Genomic DNA, 18,237 nt, shown 5'->3' on the forward strand with positions numbered 1-18,237 from the left:
TGTTATCCTTAATATTTTCTTTTAACTCTTCTTCAAATTCTCTTATGTATGGTAATAATTCATCATATAAAGGAAATCGTTAAAAGCTTTATGTAAGTATCCTATATACCCATCAATTTTTTCCAAAGAATCTTCATTTTTTATATATTTCCTAACGTTACTACCTACTCTTGCTAGAATAACTAGCAACCTCATTACCATTACCATCAACAATTTGCAATACATCTCCATGATGATTTATCACAGCTTCTTTTCTACAATATATTAACTACAAAAAGCATTTTAATAAAAGTGCCTTACTGTCGTCATTAAGGCACTTTTTTAGTTTGTAAGCTTTTTTATCTTTAATTTGAAAACATGTCACCCAGCTCTTGACAAGTATGCTCTTTGATTCTTTCTAGTTCTGATTTAGATAACTCTAGTGCTTGTTCAAAGCGTACTGCTTCTTGATCGGTACTCATTACTGTTTCTATTGTTAACTCTGGGCTTTCTAAGCGAAAAGCTTTGGCAATGGCAATGCCGCTTGAAGCGGCTATACCTAAAATATCTTTTTGCATTATTCTGCTAAGCCTGCTTTTTTCATAGAGTCTTCTAATGCGGCAATAGCTTCTGTTGAATCCGATCCTTTAGCAGTAATTTTAATAGCAACACCTGTTGGAATACCTAAAGCCATGACGCCCATGATGGACTTTAAGTTTACTGATTTACCATTGTATTCTAAATCGATATCAGAGTTAAATTTACTTGCAGTTTGTACTAAAGTTGTCGCTGGACGCGCATGAATTCCGGTTTTATCAATAACTACAAAAGTTTTATCAATTGTCATTTGTTCCTCCTGTTGAACCTAAATGTTATTAATTTTTATATTTTCTAAAAACGTGCTTTTAATGTTATAAGTTAATTTACTTTATATCCTTTAATTTTTTAGAAATATCTCACATAAATCGAAAAATGACCCATAATTCAATGTTTAAAAGAAACATAGGTCCAAAACATTCAATAGATGTAATACTTAGTGAAGCTTTTGTGCGTGAGAATTTTCAAAAGTACAAAATTTTAACTGTTCTCCATTCAAAATAATCTTGTAAATAACTTAAATAATTTATAGTTCGAACATAACTTTTGTAAAAACTTCTTTATTACTTATGATTCGTTCAAATATTTCTGGTCCCATCCTAAGAGGTACACGATGAGATATAAGTGGTTTTACTTGTAATTGTCCTGTATTCATAAAGTGAATGGTTGTATGAAACTCTCTACCAGGGAACGGCGAGGATACTGCGTTCCATGAACCATAAACCTTCAATTCTTGACGAACAATTCTTTCAAAATAGAAACGTTCAATCGAAACATCCGCATACGGAATACCCATAAAGACTACTTCTCCCCCTTTTTTTGGTAAGGCAAATATTTGTGAAGAAGTAATGGGAGATCCGGCAGCTTCAACTGCTAAATCAACTCCATTTCCGTTTGTAAATGTCATGATTTGTTCAAATGTATTTTCATCTTTTGGATTTATTAATATATCGGCCCCGACCTGTTTTGCTAAGGTTAACTTCTCTTTTTCAAGATCTATGGCATATACTATTTCTGCACCAAAAATTTTTGCCCATTGGATTGCAAGTAATCCAATGGTTCCACACCCCATAACAGCAACAGAGTATCCAGGCTGCAAGCTTGTTTTAAATAGTCCATGAAGAGAAACTGCGGATGGCTCGACAAAAGTAGCTTCTTCAAAAGAAACACTTTCTGGAATACAGATAACATTTTCTCTTGGTACCTTCACGTAGGTAGCAAATCCGCCAGGGACTTTTGCACCTGTTACAAGTAAGTCAGGACACGCAGCGATATATCCCGAACGACAATATTCACACTTTCCACAATAAAGTGCAGGACATACAGCTACACGTGCACCCACATTTATATCAGTTACATTTTGGCCAATTTCAACTACTTCACCAGCATATTCATGACCCCAAATATTCCCAGGTTTTAAAGGTCCCAATTTTTTATATCGAGAAATATCTGACCCGCAAATACCTGCATTTCTTACCCTTATAATAACTTCGTCGTTTCGGTCAATAGTTGGTTGGGGAGACTCTTCATATCTTAAATCCTGAATTCCATAGAAACATAATGATTCCATTTATATTAATACCTCCGTATCTATTAGTTGGAACATTGTGGTCCTTCTACTGAAACCAGAGTCGTATTATTATTCATTAGGCAATTTATTTAAGCTTTCATGTATTAAGCATTAAATCTCCATCGACTTATATAAATCAAATTCTCTTTTAATTTTTGAGAGTGGAGTATACATCCTGTTAAAGTACTCATCATACAAATTAAAATTTTCTTGGGAAGGAAGATACTTTTCAAATAGATTAACGGGTATTTGTTCAATAAAACCTTGTTTTAATGCGGCTAATATAGCTCCACCTCTTGAAACTGCTTCCACCGTTCTAAAAGAAAGGACTTCGCAGTTAAGAATATCTGCCTTTAATTGAAGCCATAATGAATTTGAAGTTGCCGGTCCTATAACTTTCATACTCTCAATAGCTTGACCTGTAAGGTTTATATAAGCATCCTTTAAAGTTCTCAATTCAAAGCATAGTCCAGCAAAAACAGAGAATAAAATATCCTTTTTTTCCGTGTGATCCTGTAGACCATATAAGAGGCCCTTAGAATGAGAATCTCGATAGGGGGGACCACTTCCTCTTAAATGTGGAATAAACACGAGCAAATTTTCTATAAGCTCTTTGGAGTTTTTCTGGTAATTTTCATATAAAGCATCACTCAGTTGCTTTAATTCATCAAAAGAGGATAAAAAGTTTTTCGTAAACCAATTTAAACTATAACCAGCAGTTGGCATTGATCCATAGAGACTGAATAAATTGTCTTTTACATATAAACCATTTGAAATAGCATATTCCTGAAAATCACTATTTAAGTATGGCTCTTTTTTCAGCAAAAGTAATCCTTCTGTTGTTCCAGTAGAATTTAGAAGTTCTTTATCAACATCCAAATTAGTACAAATTGATCCTGCCATATGATCGTGACCAGCTATCGAAATAGTTGTATTAGGACTTAGTCCAATCTCCCTGGCTATTGTATCTTTAAGTAAGGAATGAGCAGTACCAGACTCAACAACAGTAGGAAATGTTTGAATTTCTAAGTCAAATTCTTCGATTAGTTTCTTTGACCATTTTCGAGTAGACATGTCCATCAGTAACGTTCTAGATGCAAGGCTCACATCTGTTGCGTATATTCCGGATAACTTAAAAGCCACAAATCCTGACAAGCATGTCCATTTTTTTAATTTTGCATATTGATTAGGAAAATGCTCTCTAATCCAAAGGAGCTTGGTAAGGCTATGATTACTATGAGAGACTATCCCCGTAATGCTGTATAGTGCCTCCCTTCCAACAATATCATTGACTAATCTTGCTTCAGATTTAGAGCGAGGATCATACCAAGTAATGATTGGTTCTAAGATTTTATCCTGTTCATCTAATAAAACGATAGTTTGAGCTGCACTAGCTATCGAAATCGTTTTTATCTCTTCTGGATTTTCTACTTTTTTGGAGAGGAGGTGAAGACCTTCCTTCACGCCCTCCCAAATTTTATCCATTTCAAACTCTGATTCTTTTTCATTCCATTTAGTAGGAGTAAAAAAACGATACATTTCTACTAATTCAAAATTTGGTAATTGAAAAAGACAAACTTTTACGTTAGTTGTTCCAATATCAATTCCAATTACATACATTTTTAATCCCACCCTTTAGATGTAAGCATTATCTATTTAAAGTGTTAAGTTTATCAATAACTACTTCTTTAACCCCAGATTGTGCTTCTAGCAATACACTAATAAGGTTGTATTCATTTGGATTTTGTTCATATCGTTTTCCAACAGAAGAAATAAATCGTTTACGAAGATCACTGGCTAGATTTATTTTACGTACATTGTAATTTTTTAATTGAGCTAGAACGTCACCAGGAATGCCGGAGCCACCATGTATAACTAATGGAACCTCAACAGTATCTGCTATTTCACGAAGTAATTCTAGGTTAATTTTAGGTTGTTCATCTAAACCGTGAATATTTCCTACCGATACAGCTAATAGGTCGATTCCTGTACGCTCTACAAAATCTTTTGCAAGCTTGGGATCTGTTTGTGCAGACTCATCAGACACATGGTCATCTTCTTTTCCGCCTAACTCTCCTAATTCAGCTTCTACCGATACCCCTCGTTCATGACAATATTCTACAACTTCCCTAGTAAGTTTAATATTTTCTTCATATGGTAATTTTGAAGCATCAATCATAACAGAGTTAAAACCAGCGTCTACAGCCTGTCTTATGTCCTCGAATGTCATTCCATGATCCAAATGTAACGTTACAGGAATATCAACTTTCTCCGCAGCAGATTTTACTATGTTAGCAATGTAATCATATCCAGACAGTTTAACGTTTGTAGGGGCAATTTGGACAATAACTGGCAATCCTACCTCTTCTGCTCCTTGGATAATAGATAGTGTCATTTCTAAATTAGTAGTATTAAAGGCTGGAGCAATAAGATTTTTCTCCTCTAACAAATGTAAGAACGATTTCATATTTAATAATGGCATATTACATTCCTCCTATTAAATTAATCTATTATTACAACTTTTATAACCTCTTCGTCAGGATTTGCTGCAAGTGTAATCGCTTCTCCTACTTGATCAATCGTCATTTCATGTGTAATCATTTTTTCTGCATCAATTGTTCCATTTGAAATGTTTAAAATAGCCTCTTCAAATTCATATGGTGATACACTATAGGTACCTACTATTGATATTTCATCTTTAAAGAATCTTCCTGCATCAATTGTCACTTCAGGGTTCTTGTCAAATGGAGAAAAACAAATCACTCGTCCTCCTCGTCTGAGCAATTGTACTGCTTCCGGCAAAAGAGAGGAGACACTCGCAGCTATGATAACAGTATCAACACCTTGATTATTAGTAACCTTATCAACTACATCTTTTAAATTTTCACCCTTAATATTGACTGTGTGATCGATTCCATACTCTTTAGCTTTTGACAGCTTATAAGCAGAAACATCAGAAATAATTACATTGCTTACATCCTTATGTTTTAGGAGTTGACCATGGATTAGCCCGATCGGACCTGCACCCATGATTAAAACATTATCTCCAGGTCGTATATTTGCAGCTTTTTGCCCATGTATACAACATGCTACTGGCTCTGCTAAAGATGCGTGTAGGTAACTCAAAGAGTCTGGAATTTTAAAAAGTAAATGGCGTACATGCCTTTCTGATAATCGAATATATTCTGCAAAACCACCTGGATCAATGTTCGTTTCTTTAAACTCAGGGCAAAGTGTATATTGCTGTCGTTGACAATAATGACAAGTGAAACAAGGAACATGGATAGCTCCAACAACTCTGTCTCCAGTTTTAAATTTTGTAACTCCCTCTCCTACCTTAACAATCTCACCTGCGTATTCATGCCCAAGAATAGTTTTTGGATTAACTGTTTTATGAATTGCTTTGTGAATATCCGTCCCGCATAATCCACAAGCCTTTAACTTCAACAACACTTCCCCAAAACCAATTTCTGGAACATCTATATCTTCCATTCGAAAGTCATTAACATTGTGGTATATACTGGCTCTCATCATAAGATCTCCTTTTTTGAGTTTAATAGGGGTGGGGGGTATCGCCTAAAGCAGCAAAGCCCCTTTTGTCAAAAATTATCCCCCTACCGAAAAACAATATTTAAGATACCTTTGTATCTGAAGCCTCCAATTCACCATTGTCATTAAAATCTTTTCTGGTAATTTTATATGCCAACCAAATAATAAGACCTACAACTGGGATCATTCCAATAGCAAAGATATTTCCTTGGGATAACATGACAAGCCAGTAACGGAATGGATTACCTCCATCAAGGAAGCTGTTCACCAATGCTGATGCCCCTTCTGGGAACTGAAACTTGATATCCTTCGCTACTTGGGTAACAAGTGGAGCCAAGTAAGACGCGATGTATAAGTTAGCAATAATAACTGGTATTCCAATGATAACCGATCGTATAATGTTACCTCGGCAAGCTAGAACAATCATCGCCAATGGCACAGTTAAAGTTGGTAAATCACCCAGTGGCATCATTTTGTTCCCTGGTAGAATAACTGCCAGCAGAATAGTAATTGGTGTCATCAATAAGGCTGTTGAAATAATTGCTGGATTACCAATTGCCACTGCAATATCAAGACCAATCGTAATATCTTGACGACCAGGGAATTTCTTTTTAAGCAAGGCTTTTATAGCATCAGATAGTGGGATTAAACCCTCCATAAGGATACGAACCATACGAGGCATAATAAGCATGACAGCTCCTAAGTTCATTCCTAGTTTCAATATTTCATCTACATTGAATCCTGCGAGAATTCCAATAATAATTCCCAAAACCAGGCCTATCATCATCGGTTCACCAAAAACACCGAACCGCTTTTGAATTGAATCTGGATCAGCTTTTAATTTTCTTATCCCTGGTATTGAGTCAATCATTTTATTTCCTAATACTCCAACTGGAAAAAATACAGCTGATGATAATGTTGGAAGGGAGATACCAGGCAAATTAAAATGTTTCTGTACATATGGAGAAGACCAATCAGCCAATTTTAATATTGTGACAGTAGCTATGGCTGCACCAAGCAACCCCAATAAAAAGTTACCAGTGGCACTATAAACAAGCGCTCCTGCAAAGCAAAAATGCCAATAGTTCCATAAATCAATATCGACTGTTTTTGTCCAACGAAGCATGATCATCGCGATATTTAGTAAAACTACCATTGGAATTACAAAAGGTGCGATTGGTGATGCAAAAGCAATAGCAGCAAGTGGTGGCCATCCGGTATCTACAACTGGCAAATCTATTCCTGTTCTATCCACCATAGCTTGAGCTGCAGGTCCAACGCTCTCAATTAGGAGATTGAAGATTAAGAAAATACCAACAAAACCCATTCCTATAATTACAGATGATCTTAAAGCTTTTGCAGGTTTCACTCGAAAACAGATTGCTAGTATAAATACGACAATTGGCAACATAACCGTAGGACCGAAACCAAGAATATACTGAAAAGCTTCTAATATCTTTTGTCCCATTTAGCTCATCCTTTCAACAATTTTACAATTTTATCAAACAGTTCATCCTTTTAACAATTTAACAATTTCATCAAGTAGTTCTTCTTCTCCAAACCCCGTAACAATTGGTATTGCATTTACAATAGGTGTATTTAGCTTTGTTTCTACTTGTGAAGTGACTACAAACAAATCTACTGAGCTATCTAGTGAAGGTAATTCCCCTATGATTGCCTGTTGGTATACAACATCAATCCCATTTTCCTTACAATGTTCTACTACTTTCTCCGCTACTACCGTTGAAGTTGCGATCCCACTTGAACAAGCAAATACAATATGTTTTTTCATCCTAGTTCACCCTTTCAACAATGTTACAATTTCATCAAGCAGTTCTTCTTCTCCAACCCCCGTAACAATTGGTATTGCATTTACAACAGGTGTATTTAACTTTGTTTCTACTTGTGAAGTGACCACAAATAAATCTACTGAGTTATCTAATGAAGGTAATTCCCCTATGATTGCCTGTTGGTATACAACATCAATCCCATTCTCTTTACAATGTTCTACTACCTTCTCAGCTACTACCGTTGAAGTTGCGATTCCACTTGAACAAGCAAATACAATATGTTTTTTCATTTTCCTTTTCCTCCCGAATTATTATTTTATTCTGTAGCCAAATTCTCTACTAAATGACTATAAAGATGGCTCTTAGACATAGTTGAAATTTCCTCTAAAGACCCTTGTTCTTTAATTAGTTCCATAATTTGTCTTAGAATATTTAAATGCTTTGTGCTTTGTGATAGACCTAATAAGAAAATGATTTTCACTTCAATACTCATACTTTTATCAACCATGTTTTGGAACGTGATTGGTTTATCCAAAACCGCAACAGCAATAGAATCTTGCTTAACATGTTTCGGATCAGTATGAGGAATGGCAATTCCTGAGTCAAAGGATTCTAACCCTGTTGGAAAGTTTTTTTCTCTATTGATCAAGCTTTTATAGAAATCATCATGGATAAACCCTTGCTCTAAAAGTGAGTCTGATAGTATCTTTAATGCCTCCTCTTTATTTGATACTTCTAAATCCGTGAAAATAGACTTTTCTGAGATAATAATCTTGGACATTCTGCTTCTCCTCTGCTCTCTTTCACTAAGAAAATTTCTCAACAATAGAGTATATTTCTTTTTTTGTTTTTGCATTTTTTATACTTTTTATATCTGTTTGGCTTTCTGCCATTCTTCTAAGCTGTAATATTGGGCGAATATGTTGCTCCTTATCAACAGCAGCAATAACGCAAATAAGTTTTACAAAATTTCCACCACTAAACTCTACTGGTTCATTCAACTTTAGAAATCCCATTCCTACTCGATAAACATCATTTTCTGGTCTGGAATGGGGAATAGCAATGTTGCTGGCTAACATAATATATCTACTATCGTTTTGATATTGTTCGATCATGGCTTCCACATAGTTGTGACCAATATAATTGTTTTTTAACAAAGATTCTGAAGCTAACCATAATGCTTCTTTCCAATCTTTTACATTATCTCGAATCATGATTGTTTCTGGATATATAAGATCTTTGAGTGTTAATGTTGATCTTGGTTCAATTTCGGAATCGCTTACAAATTTCCCGAAATAACTACTTAAACTTTTTAATAATCCGTTTGAATCTTTAATCTCAGCATGATTACTAATGATTTGTATCAGTTCTTTATAATTAATATTATTAGATACAAGTCCATATTTTTCATGAAGTATTCTTTTCCTAAGCTCGTTTTTCTCTCTCTCATTTATTACAGTTGGCACAATATACTGTTTAATATCTGTAGATAATCTTTGTGTAGTAAATAAGATATCAACTTTTCCCTTATAATTAAAAAATTCTCTGTGGGACATAGACTCTAGGAACTTAAACTCTGGAAATATAGATTTTAAATTTGCTTGCAATAGTTTTGATACTGATACTCCATTAGGGCAGACAACAGCTGCAATTTTCTTGTTATTTAGTTGAACTCCATGGCGAGTTAACCATCCACCAACAATCATAGTTAAAAAGATATTTTCACTCTCAGGGATGGAACAGCCTAATAAGGTTTCAATAGGATTAGTAGATACCTTGACTATCTCATGTAAATCCTCCAATTTTTCATCGAACTGTGTAAACGTTGAAGTCATTAAGCCTAAATTATACTTAATTCGATAATAGGCAGGTTTTACATGAAGGAATAACTTATCTATCAATTCTTGCTTATTAGGAATTTCAATAGCACTAATATTTTCTATAATTTTAACCATCTCAAATAGTGTGTTCCTTAAGTCCTTCAACTTATCGTCATTTAGAACTTGAGATGAAGAAATATTCATAGTTAAAAGCTGTAAAGTCAGATATAGTAGTTCTTTAGGTGGTATGGCTTCAAGTTCAGAGAAGACATTCACTACAGCCTGATATTCTTTGGTATCTTTAAGATCAGAGAACTCGATATTAAAATTTGGCTCAATGATTTTCCCTTGATTTACTCGATTTATCCATACAGCAATAATATAAGGAAGTGCCATTAACCTCTCGTCCGTAAATTTTATACTTAAGTGAACTTCAATCAGTTCAATTTTTTCACGAAGATTTTCTACTTGTCCTTCATCAATGGTAGAGTAATGTAGGAGTATCTTTTCCCCATTGTAAAATGTCATTATGGACTGGATGACTGTAATTAATAATCGTCGTTTATCAAACTCTTGACCTTCAATTCTGTATCCATCTTGCCGAGAATAAATTATTTTAAGCTGATATTTGTCTAAAAAGTCTTGAGCTGCATTAATCGTCCTTAATACCGTATTTTTTCCAACTCCAAGTGTTGAAACCAAATGAAGTAAAGATAATTCTTCATCTCTACTAAGTAACATAAGTAGAATAACTGAAATACGCTCTTTCTCTGATAAAATATATGTTTCCACATCAATTTTTTCATTATCTATAGGGAGTATATGAATTAATGACGAGGGAACAATGAAATTTCCAGTTTTCGTCCTTTCAATTTTGGGATGATTTAAACTACTTAACCAATTATTGATCTTTTCAAAGCTATAATTAATTTGTCTCCTATTTAGTTCAAGTTTTCTTTCCAATATTGTTAGGGTTGTGTTTGGATTATTTAGAATTTCTTGTAATAATGTAGTACTTCTTTTATCGAGATACAATTTACCTCACCTCCTTCTTGTGCTTAATTGTAAACGCTACCTATATTGTAAGTAAAACTCATTTCGTCACCTCTTTTTGTTTGTGAATTGTATCACATAAAAATGTTGAGGTACTAAGAAAGTAAAATAGATCTGTCTTACGCAGAGTCGCACTCAATAATCCTATACAATAAAGGTTTCAATTTCTCTTTAACTTACCTGAAGTTCAGTTCTTCACATTTCCAATTAAAAATATCGGATCCAATTTTTTTTCACACTTACGTTCTTTTTATACTAGTATATTCGAACTTGTGTTTGTGTAATAAAGGTATAATATTAATAAGGGGAATAGTAAACATGTTTAAAGTTCGAGGGTATTTTAAGGATCGATATAAGTTAATATATGGTGATTAAATGAAAGTTCCTATACCTGATGAACAAGAGGAATTAATTCATAATTATATTTTACATACTTACTTATTAAATATTTTGGAAAGCGATCTTAAGACAATAACTAAAGCCTGCTTTAAGATCCATGAACCTTACATTAAACTAGTTGAAGAAACATTGAAAAAGATTAGAATAGAAGTTCGTGGTATGAAAGGTGAATTGAGAAAAATTCAGATGAAATTAGAGGAACCCTTTTTAGAAATGTATATTTTTGGCAGTGTGATTATTACGTTCGGGGATATCATGGATTTAAACGATATTGGGAACCAGCACAAAAGATGCATTCGACAAAATTGTTAAATGAGTAATTTAGACGTTCACAATAAAATTCCTATTATTCAACCATTTCTTAATAGGGAATTAGAACTATAAGAAGAACTCCTTATTGAAAATAATCCAAGGAGTTGATTGGTTTTGTATGTAAGAAAAATACGGTGCCCAGAATGCGGAATATGGTTCGAAGAAAAAGACATGGTTTATATCAATGAGCTTTACACTTTGATGCATGAATACTGCACGTGTTACAGCTTTTCTGAGATGAGTTAAAATCTCCTGATTTGATAGCTTTACTAATTCGTGAGGTAACAAGTTAAGTTTCAACATTTGAAGAGCAGATTGACCTTCCCAATCCTTAAATACATTAAGGAATTCGGGGAAATATCGATCAATCCAATTATGAATTTGCCCTTGTACAGCCTGAAGATCAACAGATAAAAGATCGCGTATTTTACGTGCGACCCGAAGGTCGGCATATACTCCTTCTGGAATATTAAGTTCGGCGTATCTTCCATCTTTAACAAGCTGTGCGATAACTCTCGCATCCTTTACATTATTTTTTGTTGGGGAATTATCATCTAATTCCTTAATCTTCTTAACGTGCATTGGGTTTACAACGACAAATTTGAGATTATTCTCTTTTAGATAATGAGCTAAATTAAGCCAATAATGCCCCGTGGGTTCCATACCAATGATTACCTTATCCATGTCATTATGACTTTGTATTTCTTTTATCCATTCTAGAAAACTTTCAAAACTACATTTCGTATTTTCAAAGTAAATAGGTGCCCCAAACTCTAACCCTCAAAAGTCTTGGGCCCGGGCAACTTGCTTGAATTTCGCTATATCTACACCTATAATTAGAGTTCGAGAAGTAATTTGAGCAATCTTTTTATTTTGGTTATAATTCATTTTGAGCCTCCTGGTTTATATGTTTTTTGTCCTATTTGCGGCCAAGCTTGGGACATTCATATAATACCAAGAGGTTTTTTATGCTCAAACTCCATTTTTCTTTATTACAGGAATGCTGCTCGTTAGTAAAAACTATTGACCTTATTTCACAGACACACCAGTTGCTTTAAGTTAAATATCCTTCACATTTAAAACACTAATTTTAAGCATTATTCTTTAGAAAATTATAAGGTTAATAGCTGACGGAGTTTTATAATTTCGAACCACATCACGGACAATAATCAATTCCTATACTAGACGAACCACCATCATGAATTATCAATCCGTAGTCATTATCATTGAATATGACTATTTTATCAGGACAGTCAAAGGGATTTTTATGAATATCTTACTTGAAATTAGCATGATAATCTATATCCTCGCAACAATATCTTTTCATAAATCCACTTCTCTCTGTTTATATAAACAAATTCACTTGAAATTTGTTTATCTCTAAAATATAATCAGCATAATTTTTCAATCTCCAAATTAAAAACAATTCAGATTTTCACCTTAATATAACCTCTATTTTCTTCTAGTATTCTATTGTATTTCTATTCTTTCAAATAAGTCTTTATCACCCTCCTTTATGTCTTTTACTTTTCAATAATACAAGATATTTTTATTCAAAAGTATACACTCCCTTTAACTAAATATATAGTCCAAGTCTCCTATATAGATTCTGGTTATTCTAAACAAAATTATCCAATTAATGATACAATAGTGTTAGTTCATATATAACTTTAGATATTAAATAAAAAATATTAGGAGCATAGTAATGAAGATTACAAAAATTAAAATTGAAAATTACAGGTTACTAAAGTCTTTGAATCTCGACGTAGAAAATGACTTGTCATTGATTATCGGAAAGAATAACTGCGGTAAAACATCTCTACTTTCTATACTTGAGAAATTTATTGGAACAAAGAATGGTTCAAATGATTTTTCCTACGATGATTTTAATATTGATTTCCAAAAAAATCTGAATGATATAGTAGATTCTAGTTCATTATTATCAAAAATGCAATTTCCTATAGGAATTAAATTAAAATTATTTATTAACTATGATGAATTAGATAACCTATCAAATATTTGTCAGCTAATGATGGACTTAGACCCAGATAATAGAACAATTGTATTATCTTTTGAATATATATTATTCGAAGCTGATTTAAAAAGACTAAGATCTGATTTCACAATGTATCAAGAGGATATTATAAAAGCTGGTGGCGAAATTTTACCCTCTAATCTAGATACTAGCGATAATCCAATATCCTTTAATTATTTCAATGACTTCATGAAAAAAAATCATAAAAATTATTTTAAACTTCAAAAAAAATCTATCGAATTTAATTCAATTTCGAGAAAAGAAAATGACTTAGAATATATTGACCTGACAAGAGAGAATATTCCTTTAAACAAAATTATTAATTTTAAGACAATAAGTGCTAAGAGGAATATTTCAAATAATACTTCTGACAACTCCTTATCAACCTTATCCTCAAAATACTATGAGAGTAAAGCTGACAATGAAAAAGGACTTGTGGAAATCCAGAAATTCAAATCAACTCTTAGTAAGACTGATGGAGAATTAGATGGAGTATATGAAGAGTTATTCAAAATAGTTATTGAAAAAGTAAAACAATTCGGTGGCATAAAGGAAGGAGACTCTAATATAAAAATAGTATCGACCTTACAACATAAAGAGTTATTAAAGGGTAATACAACCGTAATGTATGAACATATTGAAAAACAATCATTACCTGAAAGTTATAATGGTCTGGGGTACTTAAATTTATTGAGTATGATTTTTGAACTTGAACTGATTATTAGTAATTTTCGTAAAGAACATAAAGAAAATGAGATGCCTGCCGATATTAATTTGCTTTTTATAGAAGAACCAGAAGCTCATACTCACCCACAAATGCAGTATATATTTATTAATAACATCAAAAAAATATTAAGTGAAGCTAGTATGGGTATTGATGGGAAATCTAAATTTAACTTACAGACTTTGATAACAACTCATTCCTCACATATAACAACTGCAAGTAATTATAATGATATTAAATACTTTTATAAAAAAGCGAAAAATGAAGTGATTTCTAAAAATCTCAAAGACTTAGAAAAAGAATATAAAATAGATGGAGAAATAAAAAACTTTAAATTTTTAAAACAATATTTGACAATCCATAGATCTGAATTATTTTTTGCCGATAAAGCTATATTTATTGAAGGCGAAACTGAACGTATATTATTACCTGCAATGATGAAAAAAATTGATAATAATCCAGAGTATAGCTCTAGTCCATCTCTAATTTCTCAAAATATCTCAGTTGTTGAAGTAGGTGCCTATTCTCAAGTTTTTGAAAAGTTCATAGACTTTATTGGAATTAAGTCTTTAATTATCACAGATATTGATTCAGGGAAACAAGTGATAGAAGATCGTAAAACAAAGACTAAGAAGTGTAGAGTATCTGATAATGAAGCTTCTCTAACAACTAATTCCTCTCTAAAGTTCTTTTTTGAACAGGCAATAGAAAATAATATTCAAACCGGCATACACAAAAATGAATTGGATTACCTACGTAGTCTTTCATTCAACCAAAAATTAATTAAAAAAAATAGAGAAAATAGAATTTGGGAACTAGACAAGAACGGTAACGTTGCTATTATTTATCAAACAATAGAACCCAATTCTAAAAATCAAAAATATCATGCTAGGAGTTTTGAGGATTCCTTTTTTCATTTAAATAGAGAATTTATTATCGAAAATAAAGATAATTTTCATAGCCTCAAGAATATAAAACATTTTGAGAATGATGATATGGATGTTTATGATTTATCGGAAAATTGTATAGATAAGAAACCTTCTTTTGCAATGGAAATACTATTGAATAGTAAGATGGATGAATCTGAAAATGAATATAGTAACTGGGAAATACCTGATTATATAAAGGAGGGACTATTATGGTTGAAATACAACTAGAAGAAGAAGTTATTCAGGTCTTTAAACACATTGAAAAAAATAAAAACTTTCTATTAACTGGTGGGGCTGGTAGTGGTAAAACATATTCATTAGTTCAAGTAATAAAGAAAGTAATTCATGATAATCCTAGTTCTATGATTGCTTGTATTACATATACAAATACAGCAGTAAAAGAAATTGGAGGACGAGTTAATCATAGCAATTTAAGAGTATCTACAATTCATGAATTTTTATGGGAAAATATTAAAAAATTTCAAAAAGAATTAAAAATGGGGCTGGTATCTCTAATTAATAATGAAAATTCTAAAATTAAAATTCAAGGCTCAAACGAAATTATTGATCAAACATATTTTAATAAATTAGAAGATGGCATCCAATATAAAGAATTCAATCTAGTTAACAGTGGCATCATTTCTCATGATGAGGTTCTTGAATTGGCTAATTATATGTTTAAATCACATCCTTTACTTTGTGATTTGTTGAAGGACAAGTATCAATTTATTTTAATTGATGAATATCAGGATACAAACCCACTAATAGTCGAGATTTTTTTGGAACATCTGAAACAAGGCAAAAAGAAAACAATCATTGGATTTTTTGGTGACTCAATGCAATCGATTTATGATGATGGTATTGGCAGTTTAGAGAAATATATTGCTTCCGGGGATATCGTAGAATTCCAAAAACAAGAAAACAGAAGAAATCCAAGGTTAGTGATTGAATTAGCAAATAGATTAAGAATAGATAGTTTAGTTCAAGTACCATCATCTGACCAAAAAGCTCCTAATATGTATGATGGTTCAGTAAAAGAAGGAAGTATTAAATTTTTATATTCTTCAAATGATAACTTGGATATGATCAAGACTACAAGTTTTTTTGAAACATGGGATTTTAAAGACACAACTCAAACAAAGGAATTAAACCTCACACATAATTTGATTGCTGCTAAGGCTGGATTTTCTGAATTAATGGAGATTTATGACAAGGACCCCATAATATCATTTAAAAATGATGTATTAAATAAAGTTAAACAAGATTCAGAAGAAATAAGAGAGAAGATACTAAATGATAATAATATAACATTTGAGGAAGTAGTTGATTTATATCCTATAAGAAACAGGCAAAGACTGTTAAAAAAGGATCTAATTATGCAAGACTCCCATACTAATCAACTTTATAATCAATTGAAAAATCTCCCATTTTCTCATGTTAGAAAAATATATATAAACAAAGATTCTCTTATAGATGACAAAAAGCAAGACATTAATGACGATAATAAGAATGGAACAAAAAGAGATGACTTAATTAAGCATTTATTTAAAATCCAGTCTCTTATTCAGTTATATAAAGATAAAAAATACAATGAATTTATTAGAAGAACTGAGTTTAAAGTAACCTCCATTTCTAAAAAGAGAGAGATAAAGGCCCTTGTTGATAAAATTGAGGAAATGTCTGATAAAACCATAGAAACAGTAATTGATTTCGCTGATGAAAGTGGCTTTTGTAAAAAAGATGATAATTTCAATAATTTTATTGAAGTTAATCTTTATCTTTTTAACAGAGTTAAGCATGTAAAATATCACGAATTTCAAAGATTATTTAAATATTTAGAGGGATTTACACCATTTTCAACACAACATAAAATTAAAGGTGAGGAATTTAATAATGTTCTTGTCATCCTTGATAATGGTAAATGGAACAAATATAACTTTGAATACTTATTTTGTAATAGAACTGACAAACAAAGTATATTAACAAGAACACAAAAAATATTTTATGTTTGTTGCACAAGGGCAAAGGAAAACTTAATTGTTTTCTATCATAATCCTAGTATTCCTATTATCAATAAAGCAAAAGAGTGGTTTGGTGAATGTAATGTACATGAAATAGTGGAATAGTTTTTACACACAAATTACATACAGAAACCTTGATTCTTATGAACAAACCTATTAAAGCCTCTTTAGCATAGTAAAGGTTTGCAAAATGTATGCAAACCCTTATTTTTCAAAAAATAGCAGGGGCCTGAGCTCTACTCACCCCATGCTATATTGACTTTCTTTACGCGCTCGGGAGGGATTCGCCCCCCCGGCAGACGTGGTACCGGAAACCTCTTAAGCTCATTTTACCCTCTCCGTTCAAGATTTGCCTTTCCATGAATTTATTATTAAACTTGCCTCTATTGAATGGTCATTCTGTTGTTTCCGTTAAAGAGTGACCTTTCTGTTTGCAAAATGGTTTGCAAAAAAAACGAATAGAGAATGGGTTAAAGTTTAGATGAAAACAGCATTTTATCACAAATGATTTTTAGAAGTACTCATTGATACTCTGAAGAAGCTTTTATTTTACATTTCTGTTTGATACTTATGTTGTTCAGTGATAATAAAGCGTTATATTACTATAAAATCGTTTAATTTAACAATAATGTTGTTTAAAAACACCTCTCCTTATTCCATAAACGGGCCATTATATGTAGTATACAAGGGCGTAGTATTTAACGTTAATAACATTAAATACTACGCCCTTTTTGTATATTTAGATAAAGAGGAGAGTGAAGAAATATGATGACAAAAGAAGAGATACAGGCATATATACATCGAATTGGAATTCAAGAAATTAAGCCCCCCCCCCTCCAAGACATATTGTTTGAACTGTATAAAGCCCATGTAGAAAAGCTCCCTTGGCAAACACTCGATATATTTGCTGGGAATCTCTGCATATTCACCATAACTCCCCACCTTCTAAAAGCAATCTAGTTATAAATGTCAACCTAAGTATGTACACTTTTGATCGTTTAAGTATGTACAAATTCTACTCATTTTCTTTCGCAAGATGATCTTTGATTCGGTAAGATTCTCCAACAATACTTACTACTGTTGCGTGATGTAAAACCCGGTCTAAAATCGCATTGGCCAGTTTAGAATCTTGAAAGACTTCATCCCATGACTTGAAATTGATATTAGTTGTTAGAATTGTACTTCTCTTTTCATACCTTAGATCAATGAGTTGAAAGAACAATTTCGCATCTTCTGGATCAATAGGTAAATAGCCAATTTCATCAATAATAAGCAGTTTATATTTGGTATAATGCTTTAATCTTGCTTCTAAACGATTTTCAATTTTAGCTCTCTTTAACTGCTGGAGTAAATCATGGCACTTAATAAAATAAGTGCTGGTTCTCTTTTTAGCAGCTGCTATGCCGATGGCAGTGGCTAAATGAGTTTTCCCCACACCACTAGGGCCTAAAAATATAAT

The 18,237-nt window shown here is 32.3% G+C and carries 14 protein-coding genes and 3 pseudogenes; 4 read left to right on the forward strand and 13 right to left on the reverse strand.

Going from position 1 to position 18,237, the window contains the following annotated elements; genetic code table 11:
• Positions 1-359: 359 nt before the first annotated feature.
• From WQ54_RS12790 to WQ54_RS12840, 11 genes and pseudogenes are all read right to left on the reverse strand, one after another.
• Positions 360-557: pseudogene (locus WQ54_RS12790) on the reverse strand (phosphoenolpyruvate-utilizing N-terminal domain-containing protein); the annotation flags it as partial.
• Complete coding sequence (locus WQ54_RS12795) at positions 557-826, reverse strand: phosphocarrier protein HPr (protein WP_046517121.1); 270 nt, start codon at positions 824-826, stop codon at positions 557-559. The gene WQ54_RS12795 and the pseudogene WQ54_RS12790, both read right to left, overlap by 1 nt.
• A gap of 276 nt (positions 827-1,102) precedes the next feature.
• A complete protein-coding gene (locus WQ54_RS12800; RefSeq protein WP_046517123.1) occupies positions 1,103-2,146 on the reverse strand; it encodes a galactitol-1-phosphate 5-dehydrogenase in 1,044 nt (347 codons plus the stop codon).
• Between the two features lie 111 nt (positions 2,147-2,257).
• Positions 2,258-3,778, reverse strand: coding sequence for an L-fuculokinase (locus WQ54_RS12805; RefSeq protein WP_156177921.1), 1,521 nt, complete (start codon positions 3,776-3,778; stop codon positions 2,258-2,260).
• 16 nt (positions 3,779-3,794) lie between these two features.
• Positions 3,795-4,628: a class II aldolase gene (locus WQ54_RS12810; RefSeq protein ID WP_046517126.1), complete on the reverse strand. Its 834-nt coding sequence runs from the start codon at positions 4,626-4,628 to the stop codon at positions 3,795-3,797.
• Between the two features lie 20 nt (positions 4,629-4,648).
• Positions 4,649-5,680, reverse strand: a complete 1,032-nt coding sequence (locus tag WQ54_RS12815; RefSeq protein WP_197089593.1) for an alcohol dehydrogenase catalytic domain-containing protein — start codon at positions 5,678-5,680, stop codon at positions 4,649-4,651.
• A gap of 97 nt (positions 5,681-5,777) precedes the next feature.
• Positions 5,778-7,163, reverse strand: coding sequence for a PTS galactitol transporter subunit IIC (locus WQ54_RS12820; protein ID WP_046517129.1), 1,386 nt, complete (start codon positions 7,161-7,163; stop codon positions 5,778-5,780).
• A gap of 42 nt (positions 7,164-7,205) precedes the next feature.
• On the reverse strand, positions 7,206-7,487 hold the full coding sequence (locus WQ54_RS12825; protein ID WP_046517131.1) for a PTS sugar transporter subunit IIB: 282 nt from the start codon (positions 7,485-7,487) through the stop codon (positions 7,206-7,208).
• A gap of 6 nt (positions 7,488-7,493) precedes the next feature.
• Positions 7,494-7,775: a PTS sugar transporter subunit IIB gene (locus WQ54_RS12830; protein WP_046517133.1), complete on the reverse strand. Its 282-nt coding sequence runs from the start codon at positions 7,773-7,775 to the stop codon at positions 7,494-7,496.
• Between the two features lie 26 nt (positions 7,776-7,801).
• Positions 7,802-8,266: a PTS sugar transporter subunit IIA gene (locus tag WQ54_RS12835; protein ID WP_046517134.1), complete on the reverse strand. Its 465-nt coding sequence runs from the start codon at positions 8,264-8,266 to the stop codon at positions 7,802-7,804.
• A gap of 25 nt (positions 8,267-8,291) precedes the next feature.
• Positions 8,292-10,340 carry a BglG family transcription antiterminator gene (locus WQ54_RS12840; RefSeq protein ID WP_046517136.1) on the reverse strand — a complete coding sequence of 683 codons (2,049 nt, stop codon included), beginning with the start codon at positions 10,338-10,340 and terminating at the stop codon, positions 8,292-8,294.
• Positions 10,341-10,733: 393 nt separating this feature from the next.
• Between WQ54_RS12840 and WQ54_RS12845 the strand changes: the two genes are divergently transcribed.
• Positions 10,734-11,069 carry a hypothetical protein gene (locus WQ54_RS12845; protein ID WP_046517138.1) on the forward strand — a complete coding sequence of 112 codons (336 nt, stop codon included), beginning with the start codon at positions 10,734-10,736 and terminating at the stop codon, positions 11,067-11,069.
• 210 nt (positions 11,070-11,279) lie between these two features.
• Here the strand turns inward: WQ54_RS12845 and WQ54_RS12850 are convergent.
• Positions 11,280-11,957 (reverse strand): annotated as a pseudogene (locus tag WQ54_RS12850) (transposase); the annotation flags it as partial.
• 817 nt (positions 11,958-12,774) lie between these two features.
• On the opposite strand from WQ54_RS12850, the gene WQ54_RS12855 reads away from it, so the two are divergent.
• From WQ54_RS12855 to WQ54_RS34705, 3 genes and pseudogenes are all read left to right on the forward strand, one after another.
• Positions 12,775-14,985 carry an ATP-dependent endonuclease gene (locus WQ54_RS12855; protein WP_046517141.1) on the forward strand — a complete coding sequence of 737 codons (2,211 nt, stop codon included), beginning with the start codon at positions 12,775-12,777 and terminating at the stop codon, positions 14,983-14,985.
• Positions 14,967-16,883: a UvrD-helicase domain-containing protein gene (locus WQ54_RS12860; RefSeq protein ID WP_046517143.1), complete on the forward strand. Its 1,917-nt coding sequence runs from the start codon at positions 14,967-14,969 to the stop codon at positions 16,881-16,883. The genes WQ54_RS12855 and WQ54_RS12860 overlap by 19 nt, the downstream gene beginning before the upstream one ends.
• 660 nt (positions 16,884-17,543) lie before the next feature.
• Positions 17,544-17,690, forward strand: a pseudogene (locus tag WQ54_RS34705) (arylamine N-acetyltransferase); the annotation flags it as partial.
• 103 nt (positions 17,691-17,793) lie between these two features.
• Here WQ54_RS34705 and istB read toward each other — a convergent pair.
• On the reverse strand, positions 17,794-18,237 hold a 444-nt coding region (gene istB / locus WQ54_RS12870; protein WP_046517167.1), incomplete at its 5' end, for an IS21-like element helper ATPase IstB.

The sequence above is a fragment of the Bacillus sp. SA1-12 genome (assembly GCF_000981385.1).
GTDB lineage: Bacteria > Bacillota > Bacilli > Bacillales > Bacillaceae > Metabacillus.